Here is a 22,084-nt window from a genome sequence, read left to right as displayed (position 1 = left end):
TTAGTGTCAACCACTTTTTTCAAAACTTTTTTCAAGCGCTTAGCTTGGCTAATTTGGCTTGCTGATTCGTTGTGGTTTCTTTCGAAGCCATCCCGTGTCAGCGAGGTGGCATTATAGAGATTGCGATCACATTGGCAAGCCCTTTTTTACGTTTTTTTTAGTTTTTTGATTGTTCGGATAAAAAACACTCAAAAACGGCCATTTATCCTAGTCAGAGACCCAATAATGCTCTTAAGCTAGCTATATAAAGGAGGATTTATGAGTTCTATACGCAGTTATAAAGGTATCGCACCGAAAATAGGCCAAGATGTCTATATAGATGAAACCGCAGTATTAGTTGGTGACATCAAGATTGGTGACGACTCTAGTGTTTGGCCTTTGGTTGCAGCAAGAGGCGATGTTAATCATATCCATATTGGTCAACGTACAAATATCCAAGATGGTTCAGTTCTTCATGTCACCCATAAAAACAAGGAGAATCCTGACGGCTACCCTTTGATTATCGGTAATGATGTCACAATTGGCCATAAGGTGATGTTGCATGGTTGCACCATTCAAGATCGGGTATTGGTAGGAATGGGAGCGATCATTCTAGACAATGTTGTCGTAGAGCAAGAAGTAATGATTGGTGCTGGCAGTTTAGTTCCGCCAAACAAAATTTTAGAGAGCGGTTATTTATATGTGGGAAGCCCAGTAAAACAAGCACGTCCTTTAACAGATAAAGAACGTGCTTTTCTCCAGAAGTCTGCCGACAACTATGTTCAGAACAAAAATGACTATCTAGATTCAGTTCGCCCTGTTTAAGACGCTTGAATCTCGATTTGACCAGAGGAGTTAAACTCCTCTTCTTCTATTAACTCTTCTGCTAGTTCTTCTAAGTCAAAACGCAACTCACTGAACACCTCAATGGCTTGCTCATTTGTTACTTCACGTCCTGCCAATTTCCCTAGCTCTTCTAGGGTAATAGTACACTCAATAAGTGCGCCACTTTGTTGAGCAGGGAAAACGACGCATTGATTCTCTGCATCCCAGGTTTGGATGTCAGGAAACAAAATTGACTGATTCATTATTAAGCCTCTAGGTTCTTTCTTAATTCTCTGAGGATTTGCTTTGTACCCGGCCTTAGACCGCGCCACAACATAAAGCTTTCAGCCGCCTGACCCACTAGCATGCCTAGGCCATCGTAAGCGGCATGGACACCATTATCCAATGCCCAGCGATTAAAGACCGTGTGTCCCGAACCATAGACCATGTCATAAACGGTACTTGTTGGTGTGAATATCTCGGCGGACACTTGTGGAAGCTCACCACTCAACCCTGAAGAAGTGGAGTTAATGATCACATCAAAGCCTTCATTCACCTCATCAAGTCCAATGCCAGAGACATTACCAAATGAAGTGAACATTTCTGCGAGTAGTTGTGCTTTAGAAGCAGTACGATTGGCAATCACTAACTGGCGAGGACTGTGGTCAAGCAATGGCTTAATCACTCCTCTTGCTGCGCCACCAGCTCCAAGCAGTAGGATACGAGCGTCTTTTAATACCACTTGGTGTTGCAATAAATCTTGAACTAGCCCTTCACCGTCGGTGTTGTCACCAATGATCTCGCCATCATCAAGCTTTTTAAGCGTATTCACGGCGCCAGCTAGTTGAGCTCGCTCAGTTAGACGATCCGCAAATTGATATGCGTCTTCTTTAAACGGTGCTGTGACGTTACAGCCTTTACCACCATTGCCAAAGAAATCTTTCGCAGCATTGAGAAAATCACCGGGCTCAGGCTGTTGAGATGTATAGGTAAGTTGCTGGTTCGTTTGGCGAGCAAATAGCGTATGAATAAATGGTGATTTACTTTGACTAATTGGGTTTCCAAAAACGGCATAGCGATCTACGTACTGTGTCATATCCTTACCTAACAGAGCTTATGAAAAAGGGTCATCGAATGATGACCCTATCACTATACCTATAAGGAAGGAAGTCTTACCAAACTCTAGGTTTTAAATAGTCTGTGTACAGTAGCGCCTCTGGTGAACCCTCTTGAGGTTCGTATCGATACTCCCATCGGGCCAATGGTGGCATCGACATCAGAATCGACTCGGTACGCCCACCACTTTGTAGACCAAATAGGGTGCCACGGTCATAAACTAGATTAAATTCAACATAGCGGCCACGACGATAGAGTTGGAAATCGCGTTCACGTTCACCGTAAGGCGTCTCTTTTCTTCGTTCAACAATTGGCAGATAAGCTTGAGTATAACCCTCACCAACCGCTCGCATGTAAGCAAAGCTCTTATCAAAGCCCCACTCATTTAAATCATCAAAGAACAAGCCACCTACACCACGAGTCTCATCACGATGAGGCAAGTAGAAATATTTATCACACCACTCTTTATGCTGCTGATACACATCATCACCAAATGGCGCACATAGATCTTTCGCTGTTTGGTGCCAAGATTGGCAATCTTCAGCAAATGGGTAGAACGGGGTCAGGTCGAAGCCACCACCAAACCACCAGATAGGCGCTTCACCCTCTTTCTCTGCAATGAAAAATCGTACATTGGCATGAGAGGTTGGGATATATGGATTCTTAGGATGAATAACCAATGAAACGCCCATTGCCTCAAACTTTCGGCCAGCAAGCTCTGGTCGATGTGCGGTCGCTGATGCTGGCATCTCTTTACCCGCGACGTGAGAGAAGTTCACACCACCCTGCTCAAATACAGCACCATTAGTCATAACACGCGTACGACCACCACCGCCAAGACGCTCACCAGGCTCACGTTGCCATGCATCTTCTTCAAACGCTGCAACACCATCGGCTTGTTCTAGTTGTTGGCAAATCGAATCTTGTAAGTTGAGCAAGAACTGCTTTACCGCATCTTTATCAATTGCTGACATGTTTCTTCCTTTATGCAGGGTTTAGCCCTGTCTTAATATTTGAGAAGTCTTTGCATCACGGATTTCACTCGGCTTGTCACGGCCTCCCGTTTCACCCTCAAGAATGGCCACCAGCTTATGACCAAGCTGCTGCTTCACTTCTTCAGTGGTCATACACGGCGGCTCACCCGATAGGTTTGCGCTGGTAGAGGTTAACGGCTTTCCAAGCGCATTACACATCTTCTGTACCAAAGGGTGATCGGTTACACGTACCGCAATTGAATCAAATTGACCACTTACCCAATCCGTCACTTGTGCACTGGCTGGCATGATCCACGTAACAGGGCCTGGCCATGTCGATTTTACCGTTGCCAATTGCTCAGGGGTCAGCTGACTTTCATCGATATAGGGAAGCAACTGTTCATAACTGGCAGCAATTAGGATGAGGCCCTTTTCCATCGGACGCTGTTTGAGTTCAAGTAATTTCTGGATGGCTTGCGGATTATCAGGGTCGCAACCAACACCAAATACACCTTCAGTTGGGTAGGCGATCACCTCACCTTGTTGTAATGCCTGTAAAGTATGCTGAAAGTTGTCCACGATTTGCCTCATCTATATCTGCTATTAAACTCGTTAAGTGTACAAATAATCACTAACTGTTACTAAAGCTATTTGTTTATAAAATGTATCAAATAGCAACTTTGACTGACGCAAACGTTTTCCTTGAGCAATTTTCCCCGTATAATGCGCGCAAATTATCTAATCACTTAATCAAATCGTACCTGAAGGAGTTTGAGATGACTGTCGGTATTATCATGGGTTCTAAATCTGATTGGCCAACAATGAAGCTAGCAGCGGACATGTTGGATCAATTTGGCGTAGCGTACGAAACAAAAGTGGTTTCTGCTCACCGTACTCCTCAACTACTGGCGGATTACGCAACGAGTGCAAAAGAGCGTGGGATTAAGGTGATCATTGCAGGTGCAGGCGGCGCAGCTCACCTACCGGGTATGGCAGCAGCATTTACTAGCGTTCCTGTTCTTGGTGTACCTGTACAGTCTAAAGCTCTAAAAGGCATGGACTCACTTCTTTCTATCGTTCAAATGCCTAAAGGTATTGCTGTAGGTACCTTGGCAATCGGTGAAGCAGGTGCAGCTAACGCAGGTATTCTAGCAGCACAAATCATTGGTACGCACAATGAAGATGTGATGGCAAAAGTAGAAGCGTTCCGCTCTGAGCAAACAGAAACGGTACTAGCTAATCCAAACCCTGCAGAGGACTAATTCCCATGCATGTTCTTGTGTTAGGCGCGGGCCAGCTTGCTCGCATGATGTCCCTAGCTGGGGCACCGCTGAATATTGAAATTTCTGCTTTTGATGTTGGCAGCAAAAATATTGTTCACCCATTAACGCAAGCGATTCTAGGTAATGGCTTAGAGAATGCGATTGAGCGCGCGGATGTGATTACGGCTGAGTTCGAACACATCCCTCATGATGTGTTGGAAGTGTGTGAGCGCAGTGGTAAGTTCCTACCGACTACCGAAGCAATCAAAGCTGGCGGCGACCGTCGTCTTGAGAAAGCTCTGCTCGACCAAGCGGGCGTGAAGAACGCCAAATACGCAGTGATCAACTCTCGCGAAGACTTTGACCACGCTATCTCACACGTTGGCCTACCAATGGTGCTTAAGAGCACACTAGGTGGCTATGATGGCAAGGGCCAATGGCGCCTTAAGTCTTTAGACGCAGTAGAAACCGTTTGGAGCGAGATGGCAGAATGCATCGCTGCGACCGACAACCAAGCGATTGTTGCTGAAGAGTTTGTTCCATTTGACCGTGAGGTATCTTTAATTGGTGCTCGTGGTAAAGATGGTGAGATTCAGGTGTACCCTCTGGCTGAAAACGTTCATACCGACGGTGTGCTGAGCCTATCAACAGCGATTGATGATGTTGAGTTACAGGAACAAGCTAAGACTATGTTCACTGCGGTTGCTGAGCGCTTGGATTACGTAGGTGTACTTGCTCTTGAGTTCTTTGATGTTCAAGGTGCACTGCTCGTTAATGAGATTGCCCCACGCGTTCATAACTCTGGCCACTGGACACAGCAAGGTGCTGAAACTTGTCAGTTTGAAAATCATCTTCGCGCCGTATGTGGCATGCCTCTAGGAAGCACAAAGCTGATTCGCCCGACTGCGATGATCAATATCCTGGGTGAGGACACTCTGCCTAACGCGATCTTGGCGCAAGCCGGTTGTCATGTTCACTGGTATGGCAAAGAAAAACGTGCAGGTCGTAAGATGGGGCACATTAATGTTAGTGCTGACTACAATGCCGAACTGCAACGCACGCTTTGCGGTCTAGCTAAGATCTTAGATAAAAGGGCTTACCCAGCGATCCACGATTTTGCTGAGCAGATGCAGTAAATGGAAATCCAATAAAAACGGCGCTCATTGAGCGCCGTTTTTTATGTTTGTTCTTGAATGTGGTGACATTTTCGGTCAGCACACTGCTTTTTGATGCCTTTGGCGGTTTTCTTCTCCATCAGCAGTGGATACTGGCACACTTCACAGCGGCCAATAATCGGCGGCTGATTAACAGCAAACTTACACTTAGGGTAGTTATCACACGCAAAAAACTGTTTGCCATAGCGAGACTTACGCTCAACAAGGTGACCCTTACCACACTCAGGACAGGCGACTTGCGGTGATGATTGCTGCTCTTGTTTCGGTTGGTCAAGCGACTCAATGTGATGACACTCAGGGTAGCTACTACAACCTATAAACATGCCATAGCGCCCTTGCCTTAATACCAATTCATTTTGGCACTTTGGACAAGGCACACCAAGTTCTTTGACGATATGCCCATCATTCTGATGCAACGGCTTAATATAGTCGCATTCAGGATAATGGGTACACCCCATAAAAGGGCCGTGTTTACCGTGGCGCAGCTGCAACTCTCCGTCACACCGCGGGCACGCTTCATGTTCTAACGCGTGCTCGTGAGCTGAGAAAAGTTGATGATCAATCTTACTACTCATGACAAGCCTGTATTAATGCAAGATACCTTGCTCTTTGGTGTACAACAGTTCTTCCATTTGCGTGTAAGCACTCTCATTACCCGGTACGTTAAACAGCACCATTAAGATAATCCATTTGAGATCATCCAACTCAAACTCATTGGTCTCAAGGCCCATCACTCGATCAATGACCATCTCACGAATTTCAGTGGTCAGCACATTGATCTGCTCAAGGAATAGAAGAAAACCACGACACTCGAGGTTAATACGCGCCATCTCTCGCTTAGTATAAATACGCATAGAGGTATTCGAAGAGACCGAGATCGCCGCTTGGCTATCGGTTTCTTGCAGTGCTGCGAGATCTTCTAACCAGTGAAGAGCCTTATAAATATCGTCTTGGTGAAACCCTGCTCGAAGCAACTCTTCTTCAAGCTCGTCTTGATCCACCTGCAATTCAGAATCGCTATGGATGTAGGTTTCAAACAGGTACATCAGAATGTCCATCATCATAGCTAGCCTCTCCCCTTTCGAATATAGCCACCAGAAACTGCAACAACATGCCCTAAAAGTTCTAACTCTAAGAGCTGCATCATGACTTCATGCACAGGTATATGGGTTCGCTGTGCCAAAATATCAACGGGTGTCGCCTCTAACCCTACGTTAGCTAACAGATGTGGAAATGGCAATTGTTCATTTGCATTGTCGGTTATCGGCGCTTCAAACAGACTGGGTTGTACTTCAATAGACCAATCTAACAGGCTTTTTATTTCAACAAGCACATCTTGAGCGCTCTGAACCAAGCAAGCGCCCGACTTGATTAAACTGTTCCCTCCACGGCTAGTTGGGCTGTGTATTGAGCCTGGCAAGGCAAAGACTTCTCGTCCTTGTTCTAATGCGTAGCGAGCAGTAATCAATGAACCACTCTTTTCTGCCGCTTCTACCACCAATGTACCTAGCGACAAGCCACTGATAATACGATTGCGACGCGGGAAGTTTTCAGGACGAGGTTTAGCAGAGGGACGAAATTCAGAGATTAGCGCGCCTTGCTCTTCAATCCGTTGCGCCAGTTTACGATGGCGGGCTGGATAGATAGCATCTAGCCCAGAACCAAGCACCGCGAAAGTTTCACCACCTCCTTCTAGAGCACCATCATGGGCATAGCCATCAATACCCAACGCTAAGCCACTAGTGACAATCAAACCGCTCTGCGCGAACTCTCGAGCAAATGCTTTGGCCGTTTGTAGCCCTTCTAGACTGGCATTACGACTGCCAACCATCGCGATTTGAGGATCACTAAGGGTAGCGATATTACCGCGCACAAACAGTGTACTAGGTGCGCTAGCTATCTGGCGCAGGCTTGGGGGATATGCTGCACACTGGTGAGTAACAAGATGATGGTTGGCGCTTTTCGCCTGCCACGATATGCACTCTTCAACCAGTGGCTCTGTTTTGAATTTAAGATAGGTTATTTGAGAATCGGAGAAACCTAGCGACTGCAGTTGCTCATGTGAGTAATTAACAATATTAAGTGGAGAATCGATAGCCAGTAAGCGCTTAAGGCGCTTCATTCCTAGCTTAGGGACAAAGCTCAACCTCAACCACGCCACCAGCTCTTGCTCAGTCATCTGGTAATCCTATGGTTCGATATCGTGTGCAGGATGATTTAAGACCATAGATAGCGGCGACACCGCCAAGGTATCACTACTGATTGGTTGACTGCTTTGGGTCACCAGCGCCAAACTAAAATGTTGATAAGGTCTTATCACCATTAGGTTGCCGATCTCGGTATTCGGCAACTGGACTTTATTACCCGTTGCATTACTGTCATAGCTGTACTCGCCCTGCAGACCATAGACCACAGCACCAGACTCTCGAAGCGAGAACATCGATCCCTGACGCAAGTCATCATCAGTCCCCCTATCTATCACCACAACCTGATTTTTGGCACTGAATTTGGCTCCCTCTAAAGAACCAACAATATTGGCAAGTTGTCCCGCCTTTGTAGGAAAAGGATAGAATGTGGTAGTTAACGTACTCTTATCTAAGGCTAATTCAGGGAGAACAACATCATTAATCAGGATTTCTTGCAGCTGCGACTCAACCTTTAAGCTGCTGAACAACTCATCAACTGCGCTAAGCTTCGCGGTTGCGACTAAGCGCAAAGACACGATTGAAGTGGTAGGCTGGGTTCGTTGATAAGTTGCTACCGCACGGTAGATTCCCCACTTTGGATGCTGCTGTTGACCAGAGATAAACAAGCGGTCTTGAGCCGTGAGAAACTTACGCCCATCACTTGTCCCCAATACACGTTGCGCTGACTCTATATCCGCTTGGGTCACCAATCGATCTGATTGAAGATAGGGCAAGACCAACCCTTCATTAACCGTAGGTACCGCTCTTTTATCTCTAACTCGAATTTTAGGGCTTAGCTTTACTATCGGTTTCACACTCAATACAGGCTGTCCGTTGCGCCATACCAATGAGAGCTTATCTCCCGGATAGATAAGGTGAGGATTATCTATATCCGGATTCACTTGCCATAAACGCGGCCAAAACCAAGGGCTATCGAGATACATTCCTGCGATATCCCATAAGGTGTCGCCTTTCTCAACAATGTAGCTTTTGGGAGCATCCTGCTTAATGTTGAGCTGTATTGGAGATTCTTGAGCCACAGCAGCACCTGACAGTGACAAGAAAACTAGCGATAACCTCGTTAAAAAATGGCGCATGACCTCGGTTCCTTGGTCTGGGTATATGACATCTAATCGTAGAATTACCTTCAGGATGCTGTCATTTGGCCTATAAAATGTCTAGAATTGAGCCAACAAGGTTTAAGCTGTTTCGGCACAGTTCAATATTTCGAGTGTATATGTCTGTATTACAAGTATTAACATTACCAGATGATCGTCTACGTACCGTGGCGAAACCGGTAAAAGAAGTTACCCCAGAGATCCAAAAGTTCGTTGATGACATGATTGAAACCATGTACGACGAAGAGGGCATCGGCCTTGCAGCAACGCAGGTTGATTTCCACCAACGTATTGTTGTTATCGATATTTCAGAGACACGTGATGAGCCAATGGTGCTGATCAACCCTGAAATCATCGAGAAACGCGGTGAAGATGGCATTGAAGAAGGCTGTCTATCTGTACCTGGTGCTCGTGCACTAGTGCCTCGTGCTGCAGAAGTTACCGTGAAAGCGCTAGACCGCGATGGTAAAGAGTACACCTTCGACGCTGATGATCTATTAGCTATCTGTGTTCAACATGAGCTTGACCACCTAGAAGGCAAACTATTCGTTGATTACCTATCGCCACTAAAGCGTAAACGTATTCAAGATAAACTAGCGAAGATTAAGCGTTTCAACGAGAAACAAGCAAAATAAGCGCTAGCAAAACCTAATAAGAAGGAAGCCTACCTTGAGTCAGTCTTTAAGAATTGTCTTCGCAGGTACTCCGGATTTCGCCGCCCGTCACTTGGCGGCGTTGTTGTCTTCGGAGCATGAAGTTATTGCGGTATACACGCAACCAGATCGCCCTGCAGGTCGCGGTAAAAAACTCACTGCGAGTCCAGTAAAAAACATTGCCCTTGAAAATGATATCCCTGTTTACCAGCCGGAAAACTTCAAGTCGGATGAAGCTAAACAAGAGTTAGCTGACCTCAATGCCGATATCATGGTAGTAGTCGCTTATGGTTTATTGCTACCTCAAGCAGTCCTTGATACCCCTCGCTTAGGTTGTATCAACGTCCATGGCTCTATCCTGCCACGCTGGCGTGGCGCAGCTCCAATTCAACGCTCTATCTGGGCGGGTGATGCAGAGACAGGCGTGACCATCATGCAGATGGATATTGGTCTAGATACTGGCGACATGCTTAAAATCGCGACTCTGCCAATCGAAGCAACAGACACCAGCGCATCTATGTATGAGAAGCTAGCTGATCTAGGTCCAGATGCGTTAGTTGACTGCCTAGCGGATATCGCTGCCGGAACGGCTGTCGCTGAAAAACAAGACGACGAACTAGCGAACTACGCGAAGAAGCTAAGCAAAGAAGAAGCTCGTATCAACTGGAGTGACGACGCGGCTCATATTGAGCGCTGCGTTCGTGCCTTCAACCCATGGCCAATGAGCCACTTTGAAGCGGCAGAAAACAGCATCAAAGTATGGCAAAGCCGAGTGGCTGAACAAACTTCAGACAAGCCAGCAGGTACGATTCTACAAGCTGATAAAACCGGTATTTACGTAGCGACAGGACAAGGTGTACTTGTTCTCGAACAGCTACAAGTACCGGGCAAGAAAGCAATGTCAGTTCAAGATATCTTGAACTCAAGAGCAAGCTGGTTTGAAGTGGGCACACAGCTCGTCTAACACTTGCACGACTGTAAATAACACAGTCTACAACCTTTACGAGGGCAGAGATGCCCTCATGTATTCAATAAAATAGTCGGTATTCCCCATGAATGTTCGCGCTGCTGCTGCCAATGTCCTATTCCAAGTTGTCGATAAAGGCCACTCTCTTTCACACGCTCTACCTGCGGCTCAAAAAACGATCCGCCCACGAGACCATGCTCTACTGCAAGAGATCTGTTACGGCGCTCTACGCTACCTACCTCGCCTAGAGTCTATCGCCAACCAATTGATGGATAATCCATTAAAGGGCAAGAAACGTGTTTTTCACCACCTTATTCTGGTTGGTATCTACCAGCTGAGCTTCATGCGTATTCCTTCGCACGCGGCGGTAGGTGAAACAGTTGAAGCAACCAAAACTCTGCGTGGACAAAATCTTAGCGGCCTGATCAATGCGGTATTGCGTAACTACTTACGCGACCAAGAAGCATTGGATGAAGCGGCGACGAGCCACAATGCTGGCAAATACGGACACCCAAGCTGGATCCTAAAAATGCTGCAAGAGAGCTACCCAGATCAGTGGGAGCAACTTGTAGAAGCGAACAACAGCAAGGCTCCAATGTGGCTACGTGTAAACCGTCAGCACCACACTCGTGATGAGTATGCCGAGCTACTTAAAAACGAAAACATTGAATACACCCTGCACTCACAAGCAGCAGATGCCATAAAATTATCTGCACCTTGCGATGTCACTCTGCTACCAGGCTTTGATAAGGGTTGGGTATCGGTACAAGATGCCGCTGCGCAATTGTCGGTTGATTACCTAACGCCAAAAGACGGTGAGCTAATCCTCGACTGCTGTGCTGCACCAGGTGGTAAAACCGCGCACATCCTTGAGCACACTAACGATACTGAAGTGGTTGCGATCGATGCTGATGCTAAACGCCTAGACCGCGTTTACGACAACCTAGAGCGCCTTCAATTACGTGCTGACGTAATCTGTGGTGATGCACGCTACCCACAAGAGTGGTGGAGTGGTGCTCAATTTGACCGTATCCTACTTGATGCACCATGTTCAGCAACTGGCGTTATTCGTCGCCACCCTGATATCAAGTGGCTGCGCCGAGCTTCTGACATTGAGGCTCTAGCGGAACTGCAAAGTGAAATTATGGACGCGATGTGGGGACAACTGAAGCCTGGCGGCACTATGGTGTATGCGACTTGCTCAATCACACCACAAGAAAACGTGCTGCAAGTGAAAGCGTTCCTTGAACGCACAACCGACGCAACTCTTGTCGGCTCCGACATCGAACAACCAGGTCGTCAAATTCTACCTGGTGAGGAAGATATGGATGGTTTCTACTACGCAGTGTTAGTAAAACAAGCGTAATTATGCAGCGGTTAAGAAGAGGTTCTTAGCCGCTGTTTCGTTGTGGTGTATAACCACCAAGGCGTTAGATAAAAAATAATAAGAGAAAGGCTATGAAGATCATTATCCTAGGTGCAGGACAAGTAGGCGGCACCCTTGCTGAGAACTTAGTAGGTGAAAACAATGACATCACGATTGTCGACCGCGATGGTGACCGACTGCGTGAACTTCAAGACAAATACGACCTTAGGGTAGTCAATGGCTACGCCAGCCACCCTAATACCCTGCGTGAAGCCGGTGCTCAAGATGCAGACATGTTGGTTGCGGTAACCAATATGGATGAAACCAACATGGCCGCGTGTCAGGTCGCCTTTTCTCTATTTAATACACCTAACCGAATTGCGCGAATTCGCTCTCCTGAATATCTGGAAGAGAAAGAAGCCCTATTTAAATCTGGTGCGATTCCGGTTGATCACCTGATCGCGCCAGAAGAGCTGGTAACGAGCTATATTGAACGTTTGATTCAGTATCCAGGTGCACTTCAAGTAGTCAGCTTTGCCGAGCAAAAGGTAAGCCTAGTGGCGGTAAAAGCCTACTATGGTGGTCCTCTTGTGGGTAATGCACTATCGGCTCTGCGTGAGCACATGCCGCACATCGATACTCGTGTAGCCGCTATTTTCCGTCAAGGGCGTCCAATTCGACCTCAAGGTACCACCATCATTGAAGCCGATGATGAAGTGTTCTTCGTCGCAGCAAGTAACCACATCCGCTCGGTCATGAGTGAACTGCAGCGCCTTGAGAAGCCTTACCGCCGCGTGATGATTGTTGGTGGCGGTAACATCGGTGCCAGCTTAGCCAAACGCCTCGAACAGAGCTACAGCATCAAACTAATTGAGCGCAGCTACACTCGTGCCGAGAAACTCTCCGAAGAGCTTGAGAACACCATCGTATTCTGTGGTGACGCTGCTGACCAAGAGCTGCTGACCGAAGAGAACATCGACCAAGTAGACGTGTTCATCGCGCTGACCAATGAAGATGAAACCAACATCATGTCAGCGATGCTGGCGAAGCGTATGGGCGCTAAGAAGGTTATGGTACTGATCCAACGTGGTGCTTATGTCGACCTTGTGCAAGGTGGTGTGATTGATATTGCGATATCTCCACAACAAGCAACCATCTCAGCGCTACTGACTCACGTGCGCCGTGCCGATATCGTCAACGTATCGTCTCTACGACGCGGTGCTGCGGAAGCGATTGAAGCGATCGCCCACGGTGATGAAACCACCTCTAAGGTTGTGGGCAGAGCCATTGGTGATATTAAACTGCCACCTGGCACCACCATTGGTGCGATTGTTCGTGGTGAAGAAGTACTGATTGCCCATGATAGAACTGTGATTGAGCAGGATGACCACGTGGTGATGTTCTTGGTTGATAAGAAATACGTTCCAGACGTCGAATCGCTATTCCAACCGAGTCCGTTCTTCTTGTAAGCGCGCACCTGTAAAACATCATGGTTAATTTACGCCCCATTCTGTTGGTTATTGGGCTAGTGCTGTCAAAACTTGCCCTGTTTATGTATGTACCGACTCTGGTTGCTTTTTTTACAGGGACAGGTGGCTTTCTAGAGTTTGGTCAATCGGTGGTGATCATCCATGTTATCGCCTTTATCTGCCTGAGTCTTGGTCGCACTGCTCACTTCAGACTTGGCGTGCGGGACATGTTCCTGATCACCTCATTGGTGTGGACAATCGCCAGTGCATTTGCCGCACTGCCGTTTGTGTTCATCAACCATATTAGCTTTACCGATGCCTACTTTGAGACCATGTCGGGGATTACCACTACCGGCTCAACGGTACTGAGTGGGCTGGATAATATGGCACCAAGTATCTTGCTGTGGCGATCTATATTGCAATGGCTTGGTGGCGTAGGCTTCATCGTAATGGCAGTAGCAGTACTACCGATGCTCAACGTCGGTGGTATGCGTCTGTTCCAGACTGAATCTTCAGATTGGTCAGATAAGAGCAGCCCACGAGCGAAAACCGTGGCCAAGAACATTGTGGCGGTCTATTTGGTTCTTACAGGACTGTGCTTTATCAGCTACCTCTTCGCTGGCATGGGCATGTTTGACGCCATTAACCACGCATTTACCACACTCTCGACTGGTGGTTACTCGACCTCTGACGGCTCGATGAACCACTTCTCAAACAGCGCGCACTGGGTTGGTACCCTATTCATGTTCCTAGGCGGCTTGCCTTTCCTGCTGTTTGTCAGCGCTCTACGCGGACGCAAGCTAGCTCCACTCTACAAAGATGCTCAGGTTCGAGGTTTTACTTACCTGTTTCTTGCTTCGAGTGTTGTGATTTCAATGTGGTTAGTTATTCGTGATGGATACACCATGATGGATGCACTACGCGTGTCGATGTTCAATATCGTCTCAGTGGTTACGACTACAGGTTTTGGTTTGGAAGACTTCACAGCTTGGGGCGCTCTACCAACGACTCTGTTTGCCTTCTTAATGATGGCTGGGGCTTGTTCCGGGTCGACCTCTGGTGGTATCAAAATCTTCCGCTTCCAGATCGCGATGACGCTACTACACAAACAGATGATGAAGCTTATCCACCCTTCAGGTGTGTTTGTTCAACGTTACAACCAACGCCCAGTTAACGACGATATCGTACGTTCTTTGGTGGCTTTTGGTTTGATGTTCTTTATTACTATTATCTTAATTGCCGGCGGGTTAAGTGCGATGGGGCTCGATCCCATCACCAGCATTTCTGGCGCGATCACTGCGGTTGCCAACGTTGGCCCAGGCATGGGCAGTGTGATTGGTCCAACTGGAAACTTTGCACCTCTTCCTGATGCCGCTAAGTGGCTGCTAAGCTTTGGCATGCTGATGGGAAGGTTGGAAATTCTGACCCTATTGGTACTGTTCTTCCCAGCTTTCTGGCGTCGTTAATTAAGCATTAAAAAGGAAAACACTATGCGATCTTACCTATTAATGGCTAGCGCACTACTCAGCGGTACTGTATTCGCCGATCAACTGATCACCCTACCCGATGGTAAACAGGTGAATCTTAAAGATGACTTTACATGGGAGTATGTGACGACCAAAGTTGAATCTGAAGCCACGACTTCGGGTACATCTGCGAAGCCAAGCATCGCGGCGATTCCTGTTGCGACCGCCGTTACTGGTACTACGATTAAGCTCAACGATACTAAGCCAAGCCTGCAACTGTCTAAATCTGGGGTCGATATCCTATTGGGCACAGCAAGCTATCAAGATGGTGAACTCGTCATTCCAACAGCGATCACTAACCAAGGTACCCAGCCAATCATCTTTGTTTCACTGAAGGTTAAAGTGTTCTCGACAGAGGGAGAACTGTTGGCAGAGCAACAAGTAGATACTTGGAAGTCGATTAAGCGTATGGCCGAAACTTACCTTCGTCCACAAAGCAGTGCCGAAGGCAAATCGATTAAGCTAGCAGTAGATAAACATGACCAATACCAACTCCAAGCAGAAGTGATTGAAGTTCTGGCTCGCTAAACTGGCGTAACGTATAGATAGATCGCAAAGAAATGACAGGCGCATCCCGCCAGTACAAAGAGATGCCAAATGGCATGGTTGTATGGGATGCGTTTAGCGACATAGAAAATCACCCCTAAAGAGTAGATGATTCCGCCAACAGCCAACAGGATCAAACCTCCCAACTCCACACTCTTTGCTAGTTGATAAATCACTATCAGCGACAACCACCCCATTGCTAGGTACGTGACTAACGACAAGCGCTTAAAGCGATACACAAAGGCAATCTTCATCACGATACCGACTAAGGCTATCGCCCATATTACGCCCATTAAGCCAAAGGCCAGCGGAGTTCTTAAACTGACTAGTAAGAAGGGTGTATAGCTGCCTGCTATCAGCAAATAGATCGCGCAGTGATCGAGGGTTTTTAGCAAGCGCTTAGTTTTCGCGGTGGTGATTGAATGATATAGGGTTGAAGCAAGAAACAGTAAGATAATACTACTGCCGTAGGCTGCCATGCTCGCTACGGTTAGTGAGTCAGCGTCGAACTGATTGGCTTTTATGAGCAATAAAATTAAACCAACAATACCCAACAACACCCCAAGGCCGTGTGTGATCGCATTGGCTCTCTCTTCTATTTCACTGTATTCACTGACTTTGGCTTCAGACATGGGAACCCTACTAGAGTAATCGAACATTTACTCTAGTATTGCACATTAAGCTTACACGTGTAAGCTTAAATTTTTATCGACCGTATTATCGCCGGATTGAGAGACTAAGAGACGCTCTCCAAATACTCAATCACCATCTCACCCGCTTGTTGTGGCGAGGTATCAAGAGGGATGCTTAGCTGACGTTTGAGCTTACCGACACCAAGCAAGCTCGCTAACATGCCTTTAGCACCATCGCGATTGCGGTCGATCTCAAACCACATTTTCAGCTCTTTCTCATCACGGTGTGCTACCACTTCCAGCTCACGCCAACGGCCATGGTAAGGCCCTGTCGTTGGTACAAACTCGAACTCTTGAACAAACGGTAACTCAAAGCCATCCACCGCCTCGCACTCGACTTGTCGAATGCGTAACCCTTGTGCCTCAAGCTCATTAAAGATGCCATCAAGCAACTCGTCAGGGCGTACTGTGAGTACATCTTTATCAGATGGGTCGATAGCCATCGCGATGTCTAACCCGGTTTCCAGCCACACTTTCGCATCACCAATGGTCACCGGCGTGTTGAGTGGTACATCAAACTCACACTCAAAGTCGCGAGTTTCACCTGGCTCAATAGTAAAGGCATAAGGCAGGCTCCACTTCGCCAATGAATACGTTTGATGGACGCGACGCGTCTGACCTCGATCTTGTTTATCGGGGTTAATTGGAACTTCCTTGATGTAACGGCAGCACAGATTGAGGTCGATGTTATCGATCTCTTGAGGTTGGGAGCCACCGTAAACGTGCACAATAATGTTGGCTTTAAGGCCAGGGTAAAGCACTTCTTGTTGGAGTACCGAATCTACCTTCGCCGATCCAATACCAAAACTTGCTAGCGTTTTCTTTAAGAACGACATATGCACCTCCTTTAAAGCACCATCTTAAGCCTGAAAGAGGTTCAAACTCAAATATACTGCTCACACAATTTTAGCCGTTATTGGCGGCAATTTTTCCAACAAGCATCGATCGTTCAACCAGATGATGATAATCTGTTATTGATATGCACGCATATCATTATCCTGATTCATGATTGGATTGGCGAAAGCCAGACGAGCCTAACTTTAAGCAATTAAAGCGCAGCTCATTTTGGGTCAGGCCATTAAATTGGCAATGGATATGCCTGACCGTTAGGTAACTCAATGCGACCAACAGCTGTCAGGTTTTCGCACACCAACCGTAGTGCGATGCGTCGTCGTAGTGGCTTTGTTGCTGCTCCAACGGCAAAGAACGTGGCTCCAACAATGACTCTTGTCGAGAAGACTGCTCTGCTTACGTCTAGCTCTGCAAAAGTAATTAAAGCCGCATAACAAAAAGCGCAGTTTTTACTGCGCTTTTTTCTTGCCTGTTGGATTGGTATTCCGTATCCGATTTGATACCTTTACTGCAAATCATTATAAAATTTGTGGAGAATAGAAATGAAATGCCATCGCATTGAAGAGCTGATCGAGCTAATGGAGCCTGAGTGGCAAAAAGACCAAGAGCTAAACCTGCTTGAATTCATCATTAAGCTATCTAAAGAGGCAGGCTACGAAGGTAAACTTGAAGATCTGACCGATGACGTACTGATCTACCACCTGAAGATGCGTAACAGCCAGAAAGACGAGATGATCCCAGGTCTAAAAAAAGACCAAGAAGACGATTTCAAGACCGCTATTCTAAAAGCACGCGGCATCATCTAATCCAACTCAGTTTCAGCTCAACTATTTTAAAGGCGACCATTCGGTCGCTTTTTTGTTTCTGTTCGCTATTTTTTCGTCACAACTGTTATGAGTTTTGTTGCTAAAGGTTGATAGCGTTAAAGAAATGAGAACAGTATTGTCGCTATAATCGCCTCCCATAAGAATCTTCTAAAATAAGAGTAGCGTGTATAGGGTCCAGTGATATACCAAAGCTACGGTATGCAAGATTCTCCCGCAGAGTTACTTAAAAGCAATGTCATAAAGTGCCCACACCAAGAAAGGGTACCTATACCATCAAAAGGATAGTCCATGAGTCAGGATAAAATCGATATCAAAGATGTGACTCCTAAAACCTTTAATCCCAAGACACATAAAGGTAATGGAGATCGATTTAACCCCAATAACCGCATCTACGTGCGTGAAAGCAAGGGTAAGTTCCAACAGCTGCGCCGCTACGGTGGCTGGTTCCTACTGCTACTGTTCGCGTTAATCCCGTGGATACCATTTGGAGAGCGACAAGCAATATTGCTCGATATTGGTAATCAGCAGTTTAATTTCTTTGGCACCACACTTTACCCTCAGGATCTGACCCTGTTGGCGATTTTGTTCATGATCGCAGCCTTTGGCCTGTTCTTTATTACCACCTTTTTAGGCCGTGTCTGGTGTGGTTACCTATGTCCACAAACCGTTTGGACCTTTATGTACATCTGGTTTGAAGAGAAACTAGAAGGTTCAGCCAATAAGCGTAAAAAGCAAGATTCGGGCAAACTGACACCGAATCTGATGCTACGTAAAACCATTAAGCACATTGCATGGTGGGCAATCGCCTTAGCAACAGGTCTCACCTTCGTTGGCTACTTTATTCCAGTAAAAGAGTTGGTGGTTGGTTTCTTTACCTTCGACGCCTCGTTCTGGCCGGTATTTTGGGTTCTATTCTTCGCTGGATGTACCTACGCTAACGCGGGTTGGATGCGTTCAATCGTGTGTCTACACATGTGTCCATATGCGCGTTTCCAATCTGCGATGTTTGATAAAGACACCTTTATTGTTGGCTACGACACAGAGCGTGGTGAAAGCCGTGGTCCTCGTTCACGCAAAGCCGATCCTAAAGCACTGGGCTTAGGTGACTGTATCGACTGTAATTTATGTGTGCAGGTATGTCCGACTGGTATCGATATCCGTGATGGCCTGCAATATGAATGTATTAACTGTGGCGCTTGTATCGATGCCTGTGACCAAACCATGGATCGCATGGGCTACGAGAAAGGCCTGATCAACTACACCACTGAACACCGTCTAGAAGGTCACAACACTAAGGTCATGCGACCTAAGCTACTGGGTTATGGCGGCGTGCTGCTACTGATGATTGGCTTGTTCTTTGTGCAGGTGGCGAGTGTCGACCCTGCAGGTTTAACCGTGCTTCGTGACCGAAACCAACTGTTCAGAATCAACACTCAAGGCTTTGTTGAGAACACCTACACACTCAAAATCATCAACAAAACCCAGCAGGTTCAAGAGTATGATTTAAGCGTTAGCGGACTACCAGAAGCGATCTGGTACGGTAAGCAGACCGTTGCTGTAGATCCAGGTGAAGTACTTAACCTGCCGATCAGCTTGGGGGCAGATCCAGAAAAACTCAGCTCACCAGTTTCGACAATTCAGTTTATACTCTCGGATAATGAAGAGTTTACGATGGAAGTTGAAAGCCGCTTTATCAAAAAGCTCTAATATCTAGTGGATTACCGCTCGGTATTTCAACCCAATCAATGGAAAAAGGCTCAGTAATGAGCCTTTTTTATTTTTATGACCGAACAAGCTTTTAACTTTGACAACCTGACACCGGATTTCATGTGGTACGCCCTAGAAAGCATTGGCGTTCGTGCCGAGTCAGGCCTATTGGCGCTAAACAGCTACGAGAACCGCGTCTATCAATTTAGTGATGAAGACCGCAAGCGCTACGTTGTGAAGTTCTATCGCCCACAACGCTGGACTAAAGAGCAACTCCAAGAAGAGCATGATTTCGCACTCGACTTGATTGAGCAAGAGATCCCGGTTGCACCACCGATCAAGATCAACGGTCAAACCCTGCATGAGTATCAAGGCTACCTCTTTGCGCTATTTGATAGTGTTGGAGGACGTCAGTACGAAGTGGATAATCTTGATCAACTAGAAGGTGTCGGTCGTTTTCTCGGGCGCATTCATAAAGCAAGCTCGGAAAAGCTATTTCAACACCGTCCGACTATTAGTCTCGACGAGTACCTACATCAACCACGCAAAATCCTTGAGAATTCACGCTTTATCCCTGCACATATCGAATCAGCATTCTTCAATGATCTTAATATGTTGATCAAAGCACTAGAAGAGCAGTGGTCTGACTCAAGTAAAATTATTCGCCTGCATGGCGATTGCCACCCAGGCAACATTTTGTGGCGTGACGGGCCGATGTTTGTCGACCTTGATGATGCGCGCAATGGCCCTGCCATCCAAGATCTGTGGATGCTACTCAACGGCGAACGCCAAGATAAACTGATGCAGCTCGATATTTTATTGGAGGCTTATCAAGAGTTCTGTGACTTTAACAGCGCAGAATTGAAACTAATTGAGCCACTGCGCGGTCTACGTATGGTGCATTACATGGCATGGTTAGCAAAGCGATGGCAAGACCCTGCTTTCCCAATTGCATTTCCATGGTTTAATGACCCGAAATACTGGGAGCAACAAGTACTTGCTTGTAAGGAGCAGATTGCTACCCTACAGGAGCCACCACTTTCGTTAATGCCTCAGTGGTAAGGCAACACTGATAGCAAACAAAAAATTCAAACATAATGGAGATTGAATAAATGAAAAAGCTATTCGCATTTTTCTCATTGGTTATGCTGAGCTTATCGGCTCATGCAGCGCAATTTAACGAAGGTGAGCACTACAAGGTTCTAGACCTAGAGCCTTCTAAAAAGCCAGTTGTTACTGAGTTTTTCTCATTCTACTGCCCACACTGTAATAGCTTTGAACCAATCATTCAGCAGCTAAAAAAACAGCTTCCTGAGGGCGTTAAGCTTCAGAAAAACCATGTATCTTTCATGGGCGGTGCGATGGGTAAGCCAATGAGCAAGGCGTACGCGACCATGATCGCGCTAAAAGTAGAAGATAAGATGGTGCCTGTAATGTTTAACCGCATTCACAACATGAACAAAGCGCCTCGCGACGAAGAAGAGCTACGTCAAATCTTCCTAGACGAAGGTGTTGATGCGAAGAAGTTCGATGCTGCATACAAAGGCTTCGCGGTTGACTCTATGGTGCGTCGCTTCGATAAAGCATTCAAAGACAGCGGTCTTTCAGGCGTTCCAGCGGTTGTGGTTAATAACCGTTACCTAGTCGATGCGCAAGGTATCAACTCTCTTGATGAATATTTTGCACTGGTTAATTTCTTATTGAAGAAATAACTCATTGAAAAAAGGGAGCTTCGGCTTCCTTTTTCTTTGCTATGCTCAAAAAGCATCATTGATAAAAAATTAATCAGGAACCTTTTAGTATTTGGACTATCTATAGTTTTTCACTAATCACTAACAGGTTGGGCAAGGAGCCCCGCGAATGAAATTAAAAATCACGTTTTTAGCTTTGAGCATTGCAGCTACCCCTGCCTTTGCCAAGCTTGCCGATGAGCACGGCATCAGCGGTGAAATCTCCCTGAATGCTGGGGTAACCTCGTCTACTTCAAACTTCAATACCGACGGCGATAGCACCATCACGTCGACTGACCAAAAAGCGTCTTCAGAAAGCTCTTTCTTAGTCGCTCCACTGGGCAGCATAGCTTACACCTTTGGTGAGCGCTTAAATCACCAGGTTTATACGGGTACCGCTCGTGACGATATCGCAACAGGTACTGTAGTACTTGAAGTCGGCTACAAGTATCAGCTGCAATCAGGAATGGTGATTGATGCTTCAATCCTACCAACCATTATGTCCGGCGAGACTTGGGCTGACCCGTATGACACAACAGGTCCTCGTTCAAAAACTGACGAGAAGGGGAACGCCTTTCGTTTGAAACTGAGCAGTATCGCAGGTTCGCCATTCTCATTGGACATGGCCTACGCCACCAAAGATGTTGAACAAGATAATGTGCCTGACGAGCTAAAGCGTGATGCGGATACTTTCTACTTGAAAGGCCAATATCGACAACCTCTCAGCCGCAGCATGATGCTGATACCATCGATCATCTATCAATCCCGTGATGCCGATGGCAGTGCCGAGTCTTATGACCAAATCGGTGCTGAGGTCAGCCTGTTTGGATCCGCGGGTCGTCACCAATACGCACTAACCGCAGGTTATAGCCAACGAGATTACGATGCTGGTAACTCATTATTCAACAATACAGTGCGCAGTGATGACAACATCAACCTGTTTGCCGCTTATGAATATGAGAAATTCATGAACTGGGATAACTGGTCATTCATTTCATTGGCAGGCTACGGCACTAGCGATTCCAACATCACCTTCTACGATGAATCTCAATACATCGTTTCTGTTGGTATGAACTATAAGTTCTAATCCAAGCACATCGGTATAGCCGCTTTG

Annotated in this window: 25 protein-coding genes; 15 read left to right on the top strand and 10 right to left on the bottom strand. The window is 46.6% G+C overall.

Going from position 1 to position 22,084, the window contains the following annotated elements; all coding sequences use genetic code 11:
- Positions 1–258: 258 nt before the first annotated feature.
- Entirely contained in the window at positions 259–804 is a 546-nt protein-coding gene (locus VFDL14_RS22445) for a gamma carbonic anhydrase family protein (RefSeq protein ID WP_032548679.1), read from the top strand.
- On the opposite strand, the gene VFDL14_RS22450 is transcribed toward VFDL14_RS22445, so the two are convergent.
- The 4 genes from VFDL14_RS22450 to VFDL14_RS22465 form a co-directional block, all read right to left on the bottom strand.
- A complete protein-coding gene (locus tag VFDL14_RS22450; RefSeq protein WP_032548677.1) occupies positions 801–1,067 on the bottom strand; it encodes a DUF1488 domain-containing protein in 267 nt (88 codons plus the stop codon). The genes VFDL14_RS22445 and VFDL14_RS22450 overlap by 4 nt on opposite strands.
- Before the next feature lie 2 nt (positions 1,068–1,069).
- The gene (aroE, locus tag VFDL14_RS22455; protein WP_032548675.1) at positions 1,070–1,900 is read right to left on the bottom strand and encodes a shikimate dehydrogenase; all 831 of its coding nucleotides are present in this window, start codon (positions 1,898–1,900) and stop codon (positions 1,070–1,072) included.
- A gap of 76 nt (positions 1,901–1,976) precedes the next feature.
- A complete protein-coding gene (gene hemF, locus VFDL14_RS22460; RefSeq protein WP_032548674.1) occupies positions 1,977–2,894 on the bottom strand; it encodes an oxygen-dependent coproporphyrinogen oxidase in 918 nt (305 codons plus the stop codon).
- A 21-nt stretch (positions 2,895–2,915) separates the two neighbouring features.
- A complete protein-coding gene (locus VFDL14_RS22465; protein WP_032548683.1) occupies positions 2,916–3,473 on the bottom strand; it encodes an L-threonylcarbamoyladenylate synthase in 558 nt (185 codons plus the stop codon).
- A 197-nt stretch (positions 3,474–3,670) separates the two neighbouring features.
- On the opposite strand from VFDL14_RS22465, the gene purE reads away from it, so the two are divergent.
- Both purE and VFDL14_RS22475 read left to right on the top strand, forming a co-directional pair.
- Positions 3,671–4,156 carry a 5-(carboxyamino)imidazole ribonucleotide mutase gene (purE, locus tag VFDL14_RS22470; protein ID WP_032548673.1) on the top strand — a complete coding sequence of 162 codons (486 nt, stop codon included), beginning with the start codon at positions 3,671–3,673 and terminating at the stop codon, positions 4,154–4,156.
- A gap of 5 nt (positions 4,157–4,161) precedes the next feature.
- Entirely contained in the window at positions 4,162–5,292 is a 1,131-nt protein-coding gene (locus tag VFDL14_RS22475) for a 5-(carboxyamino)imidazole ribonucleotide synthase (protein WP_032548672.1), read from the top strand.
- Positions 5,293–5,333: 41 nt separating this feature from the next.
- Here VFDL14_RS22475 and VFDL14_RS22480 read toward each other — a convergent pair whose 3' ends face one another.
- Genes VFDL14_RS22480 through VFDL14_RS22495 form a run of 4 tightly spaced genes read right to left on the bottom strand, consistent with a single transcriptional unit; the run spans position 5,334 to position 8,614 of the window.
- Positions 5,334–5,906: a type I DNA topoisomerase gene (locus VFDL14_RS22480; RefSeq protein ID WP_032548671.1), complete on the bottom strand. Its 573-nt coding sequence runs from the start codon at positions 5,904–5,906 to the stop codon at positions 5,334–5,336.
- A gap of 12 nt (positions 5,907–5,918) precedes the next feature.
- Entirely contained in the window at positions 5,919–6,395 is a 477-nt protein-coding gene (locus VFDL14_RS22485; RefSeq protein ID WP_032548670.1) for a DUF494 family protein, read from the bottom strand.
- A 2-nt stretch (positions 6,396–6,397) separates the two neighbouring features.
- On the bottom strand, positions 6,398–7,510 hold the full coding sequence (gene dprA / locus VFDL14_RS22490) for a DNA-processing protein DprA (RefSeq protein WP_032548668.1): 1,113 nt from the start codon (positions 7,508–7,510) through the stop codon (positions 6,398–6,400).
- Between the two features lie 9 nt (positions 7,511–7,519).
- Positions 7,520–8,614 carry a LysM peptidoglycan-binding domain-containing protein gene (locus tag VFDL14_RS22495; RefSeq protein ID WP_032548666.1) on the bottom strand — a complete coding sequence of 365 codons (1,095 nt, stop codon included), beginning with the start codon at positions 8,612–8,614 and terminating at the stop codon, positions 7,520–7,522.
- Between the two features lie 140 nt (positions 8,615–8,754).
- Between VFDL14_RS22495 and def the strand changes: the two genes are divergently transcribed.
- The 6 genes from def (at position 8,755) to VFDL14_RS22520 (ending at position 15,144) form a co-directional block, all read left to right on the top strand.
- Positions 8,755–9,270 carry a peptide deformylase gene (def, locus tag VFDL14_RS22500; protein ID WP_032548665.1) on the top strand — a complete coding sequence of 172 codons (516 nt, stop codon included), beginning with the start codon at positions 8,755–8,757 and terminating at the stop codon, positions 9,268–9,270.
- Positions 9,271–9,304: 34 nt separating this feature from the next.
- Positions 9,305–10,252 (top strand): methionyl-tRNA formyltransferase, encoded by a 948-nt coding sequence (fmt, locus tag VFDL14_RS22505; protein ID WP_032548664.1) that lies wholly within the window; start codon positions 9,305–9,307, stop codon positions 10,250–10,252.
- 88 nt (positions 10,253–10,340) lie between these two features.
- A complete protein-coding gene (rsmB, locus tag VFDL14_RS22510; protein WP_032548663.1) occupies positions 10,341–11,621 on the top strand; it encodes a 16S rRNA (cytosine(967)-C(5))-methyltransferase RsmB in 1,281 nt (426 codons plus the stop codon).
- Between the two features lie 92 nt (positions 11,622–11,713).
- Positions 11,714–13,090: a Trk system potassium transporter TrkA gene (gene trkA, locus VFDL14_RS22515; RefSeq protein ID WP_032548662.1), complete on the top strand. Its 1,377-nt coding sequence runs from the start codon at positions 11,714–11,716 to the stop codon at positions 13,088–13,090.
- Positions 13,091–13,110: 20 nt separating this feature from the next.
- On the top strand, positions 13,111–14,556 hold the full coding sequence (locus VFDL14_RS0122815) for a TrkH family potassium uptake protein (RefSeq protein WP_032548661.1): 1,446 nt from the start codon (positions 13,111–13,113) through the stop codon (positions 14,554–14,556).
- A 24-nt stretch (positions 14,557–14,580) separates the two neighbouring features.
- Complete coding sequence (locus tag VFDL14_RS22520) at positions 14,581–15,144, top strand: DUF3157 family protein (RefSeq protein WP_032548660.1); 564 nt, start codon at positions 14,581–14,583, stop codon at positions 15,142–15,144.
- Here VFDL14_RS22520 and trhA read toward each other — a convergent pair.
- Positions 15,141–15,794 carry a PAQR family membrane homeostasis protein TrhA gene (trhA, locus tag VFDL14_RS22525; protein ID WP_032548682.1) on the bottom strand — a complete coding sequence of 218 codons (654 nt, stop codon included), beginning with the start codon at positions 15,792–15,794 and terminating at the stop codon, positions 15,141–15,143. The genes VFDL14_RS22520 and trhA overlap by 4 nt on opposite strands.
- A 104-nt stretch (positions 15,795–15,898) precedes the next feature.
- Positions 15,899–16,690: a sporulation protein gene (locus VFDL14_RS22530; RefSeq protein WP_032548659.1), complete on the bottom strand. Its 792-nt coding sequence runs from the start codon at positions 16,688–16,690 to the stop codon at positions 15,899–15,901.
- A 282-nt stretch (positions 16,691–16,972) separates the two neighbouring features.
- On the opposite strand from VFDL14_RS22530, the gene VFDL14_RS24600 reads away from it, so the two are divergent.
- The 6 genes from VFDL14_RS24600 to VFDL14_RS22555 all read left to right on the top strand — a co-directional run bounded on the left by VFDL14_RS24600 (position 16,973) and on the right by VFDL14_RS22555 (position 22,057).
- The gene (locus tag VFDL14_RS24600; RefSeq protein WP_167332336.1) at positions 16,973–17,140 is read left to right on the top strand and encodes a hypothetical protein; all 168 of its coding nucleotides are present in this window, start codon (positions 16,973–16,975) and stop codon (positions 17,138–17,140) included.
- A gap of 108 nt (positions 17,141–17,248) precedes the next feature.
- Positions 17,249–17,512 (top strand): YihD family protein, encoded by a 264-nt coding sequence (locus VFDL14_RS22535; protein ID WP_032548658.1) that lies wholly within the window; start codon positions 17,249–17,251, stop codon positions 17,510–17,512.
- Positions 17,513–17,821: 309 nt separating this feature from the next.
- Positions 17,822–19,240, top strand: coding sequence for a cytochrome c oxidase accessory protein CcoG (gene ccoG / locus VFDL14_RS22540; protein ID WP_032548657.1), 1,419 nt, complete (start codon positions 17,822–17,824; stop codon positions 19,238–19,240).
- 75 nt (positions 19,241–19,315) lie between these two features.
- Positions 19,316–20,302, top strand: a complete 987-nt coding sequence (locus VFDL14_RS22545) for a serine/threonine protein kinase (protein ID WP_032548656.1) — start codon at positions 19,316–19,318, stop codon at positions 20,300–20,302.
- Positions 20,303–20,352: 50 nt separating this feature from the next.
- The gene (locus VFDL14_RS22550; protein ID WP_032548655.1) at positions 20,353–20,952 is read left to right on the top strand and encodes a thiol:disulfide interchange protein DsbA/DsbL; all 600 of its coding nucleotides are present in this window, start codon (positions 20,353–20,355) and stop codon (positions 20,950–20,952) included.
- A 148-nt stretch (positions 20,953–21,100) separates the two neighbouring features.
- Positions 21,101–22,057 (top strand): DUF2860 domain-containing protein, encoded by a 957-nt coding sequence (locus VFDL14_RS22555; RefSeq protein WP_032548654.1) that lies wholly within the window; start codon positions 21,101–21,103, stop codon positions 22,055–22,057.
- Positions 22,058–22,084 lie beyond the last annotated feature (27 nt).

The sequence above is a fragment of the Vibrio fortis genome (assembly GCF_000695685.1).
In the GTDB taxonomy this organism is placed as follows: domain Bacteria; phylum Pseudomonadota; class Gammaproteobacteria; order Enterobacterales; family Vibrionaceae; genus Vibrio; species Vibrio fortis_A.
This window is presented reverse-complemented; position numbering and strand designations above follow the sequence as displayed.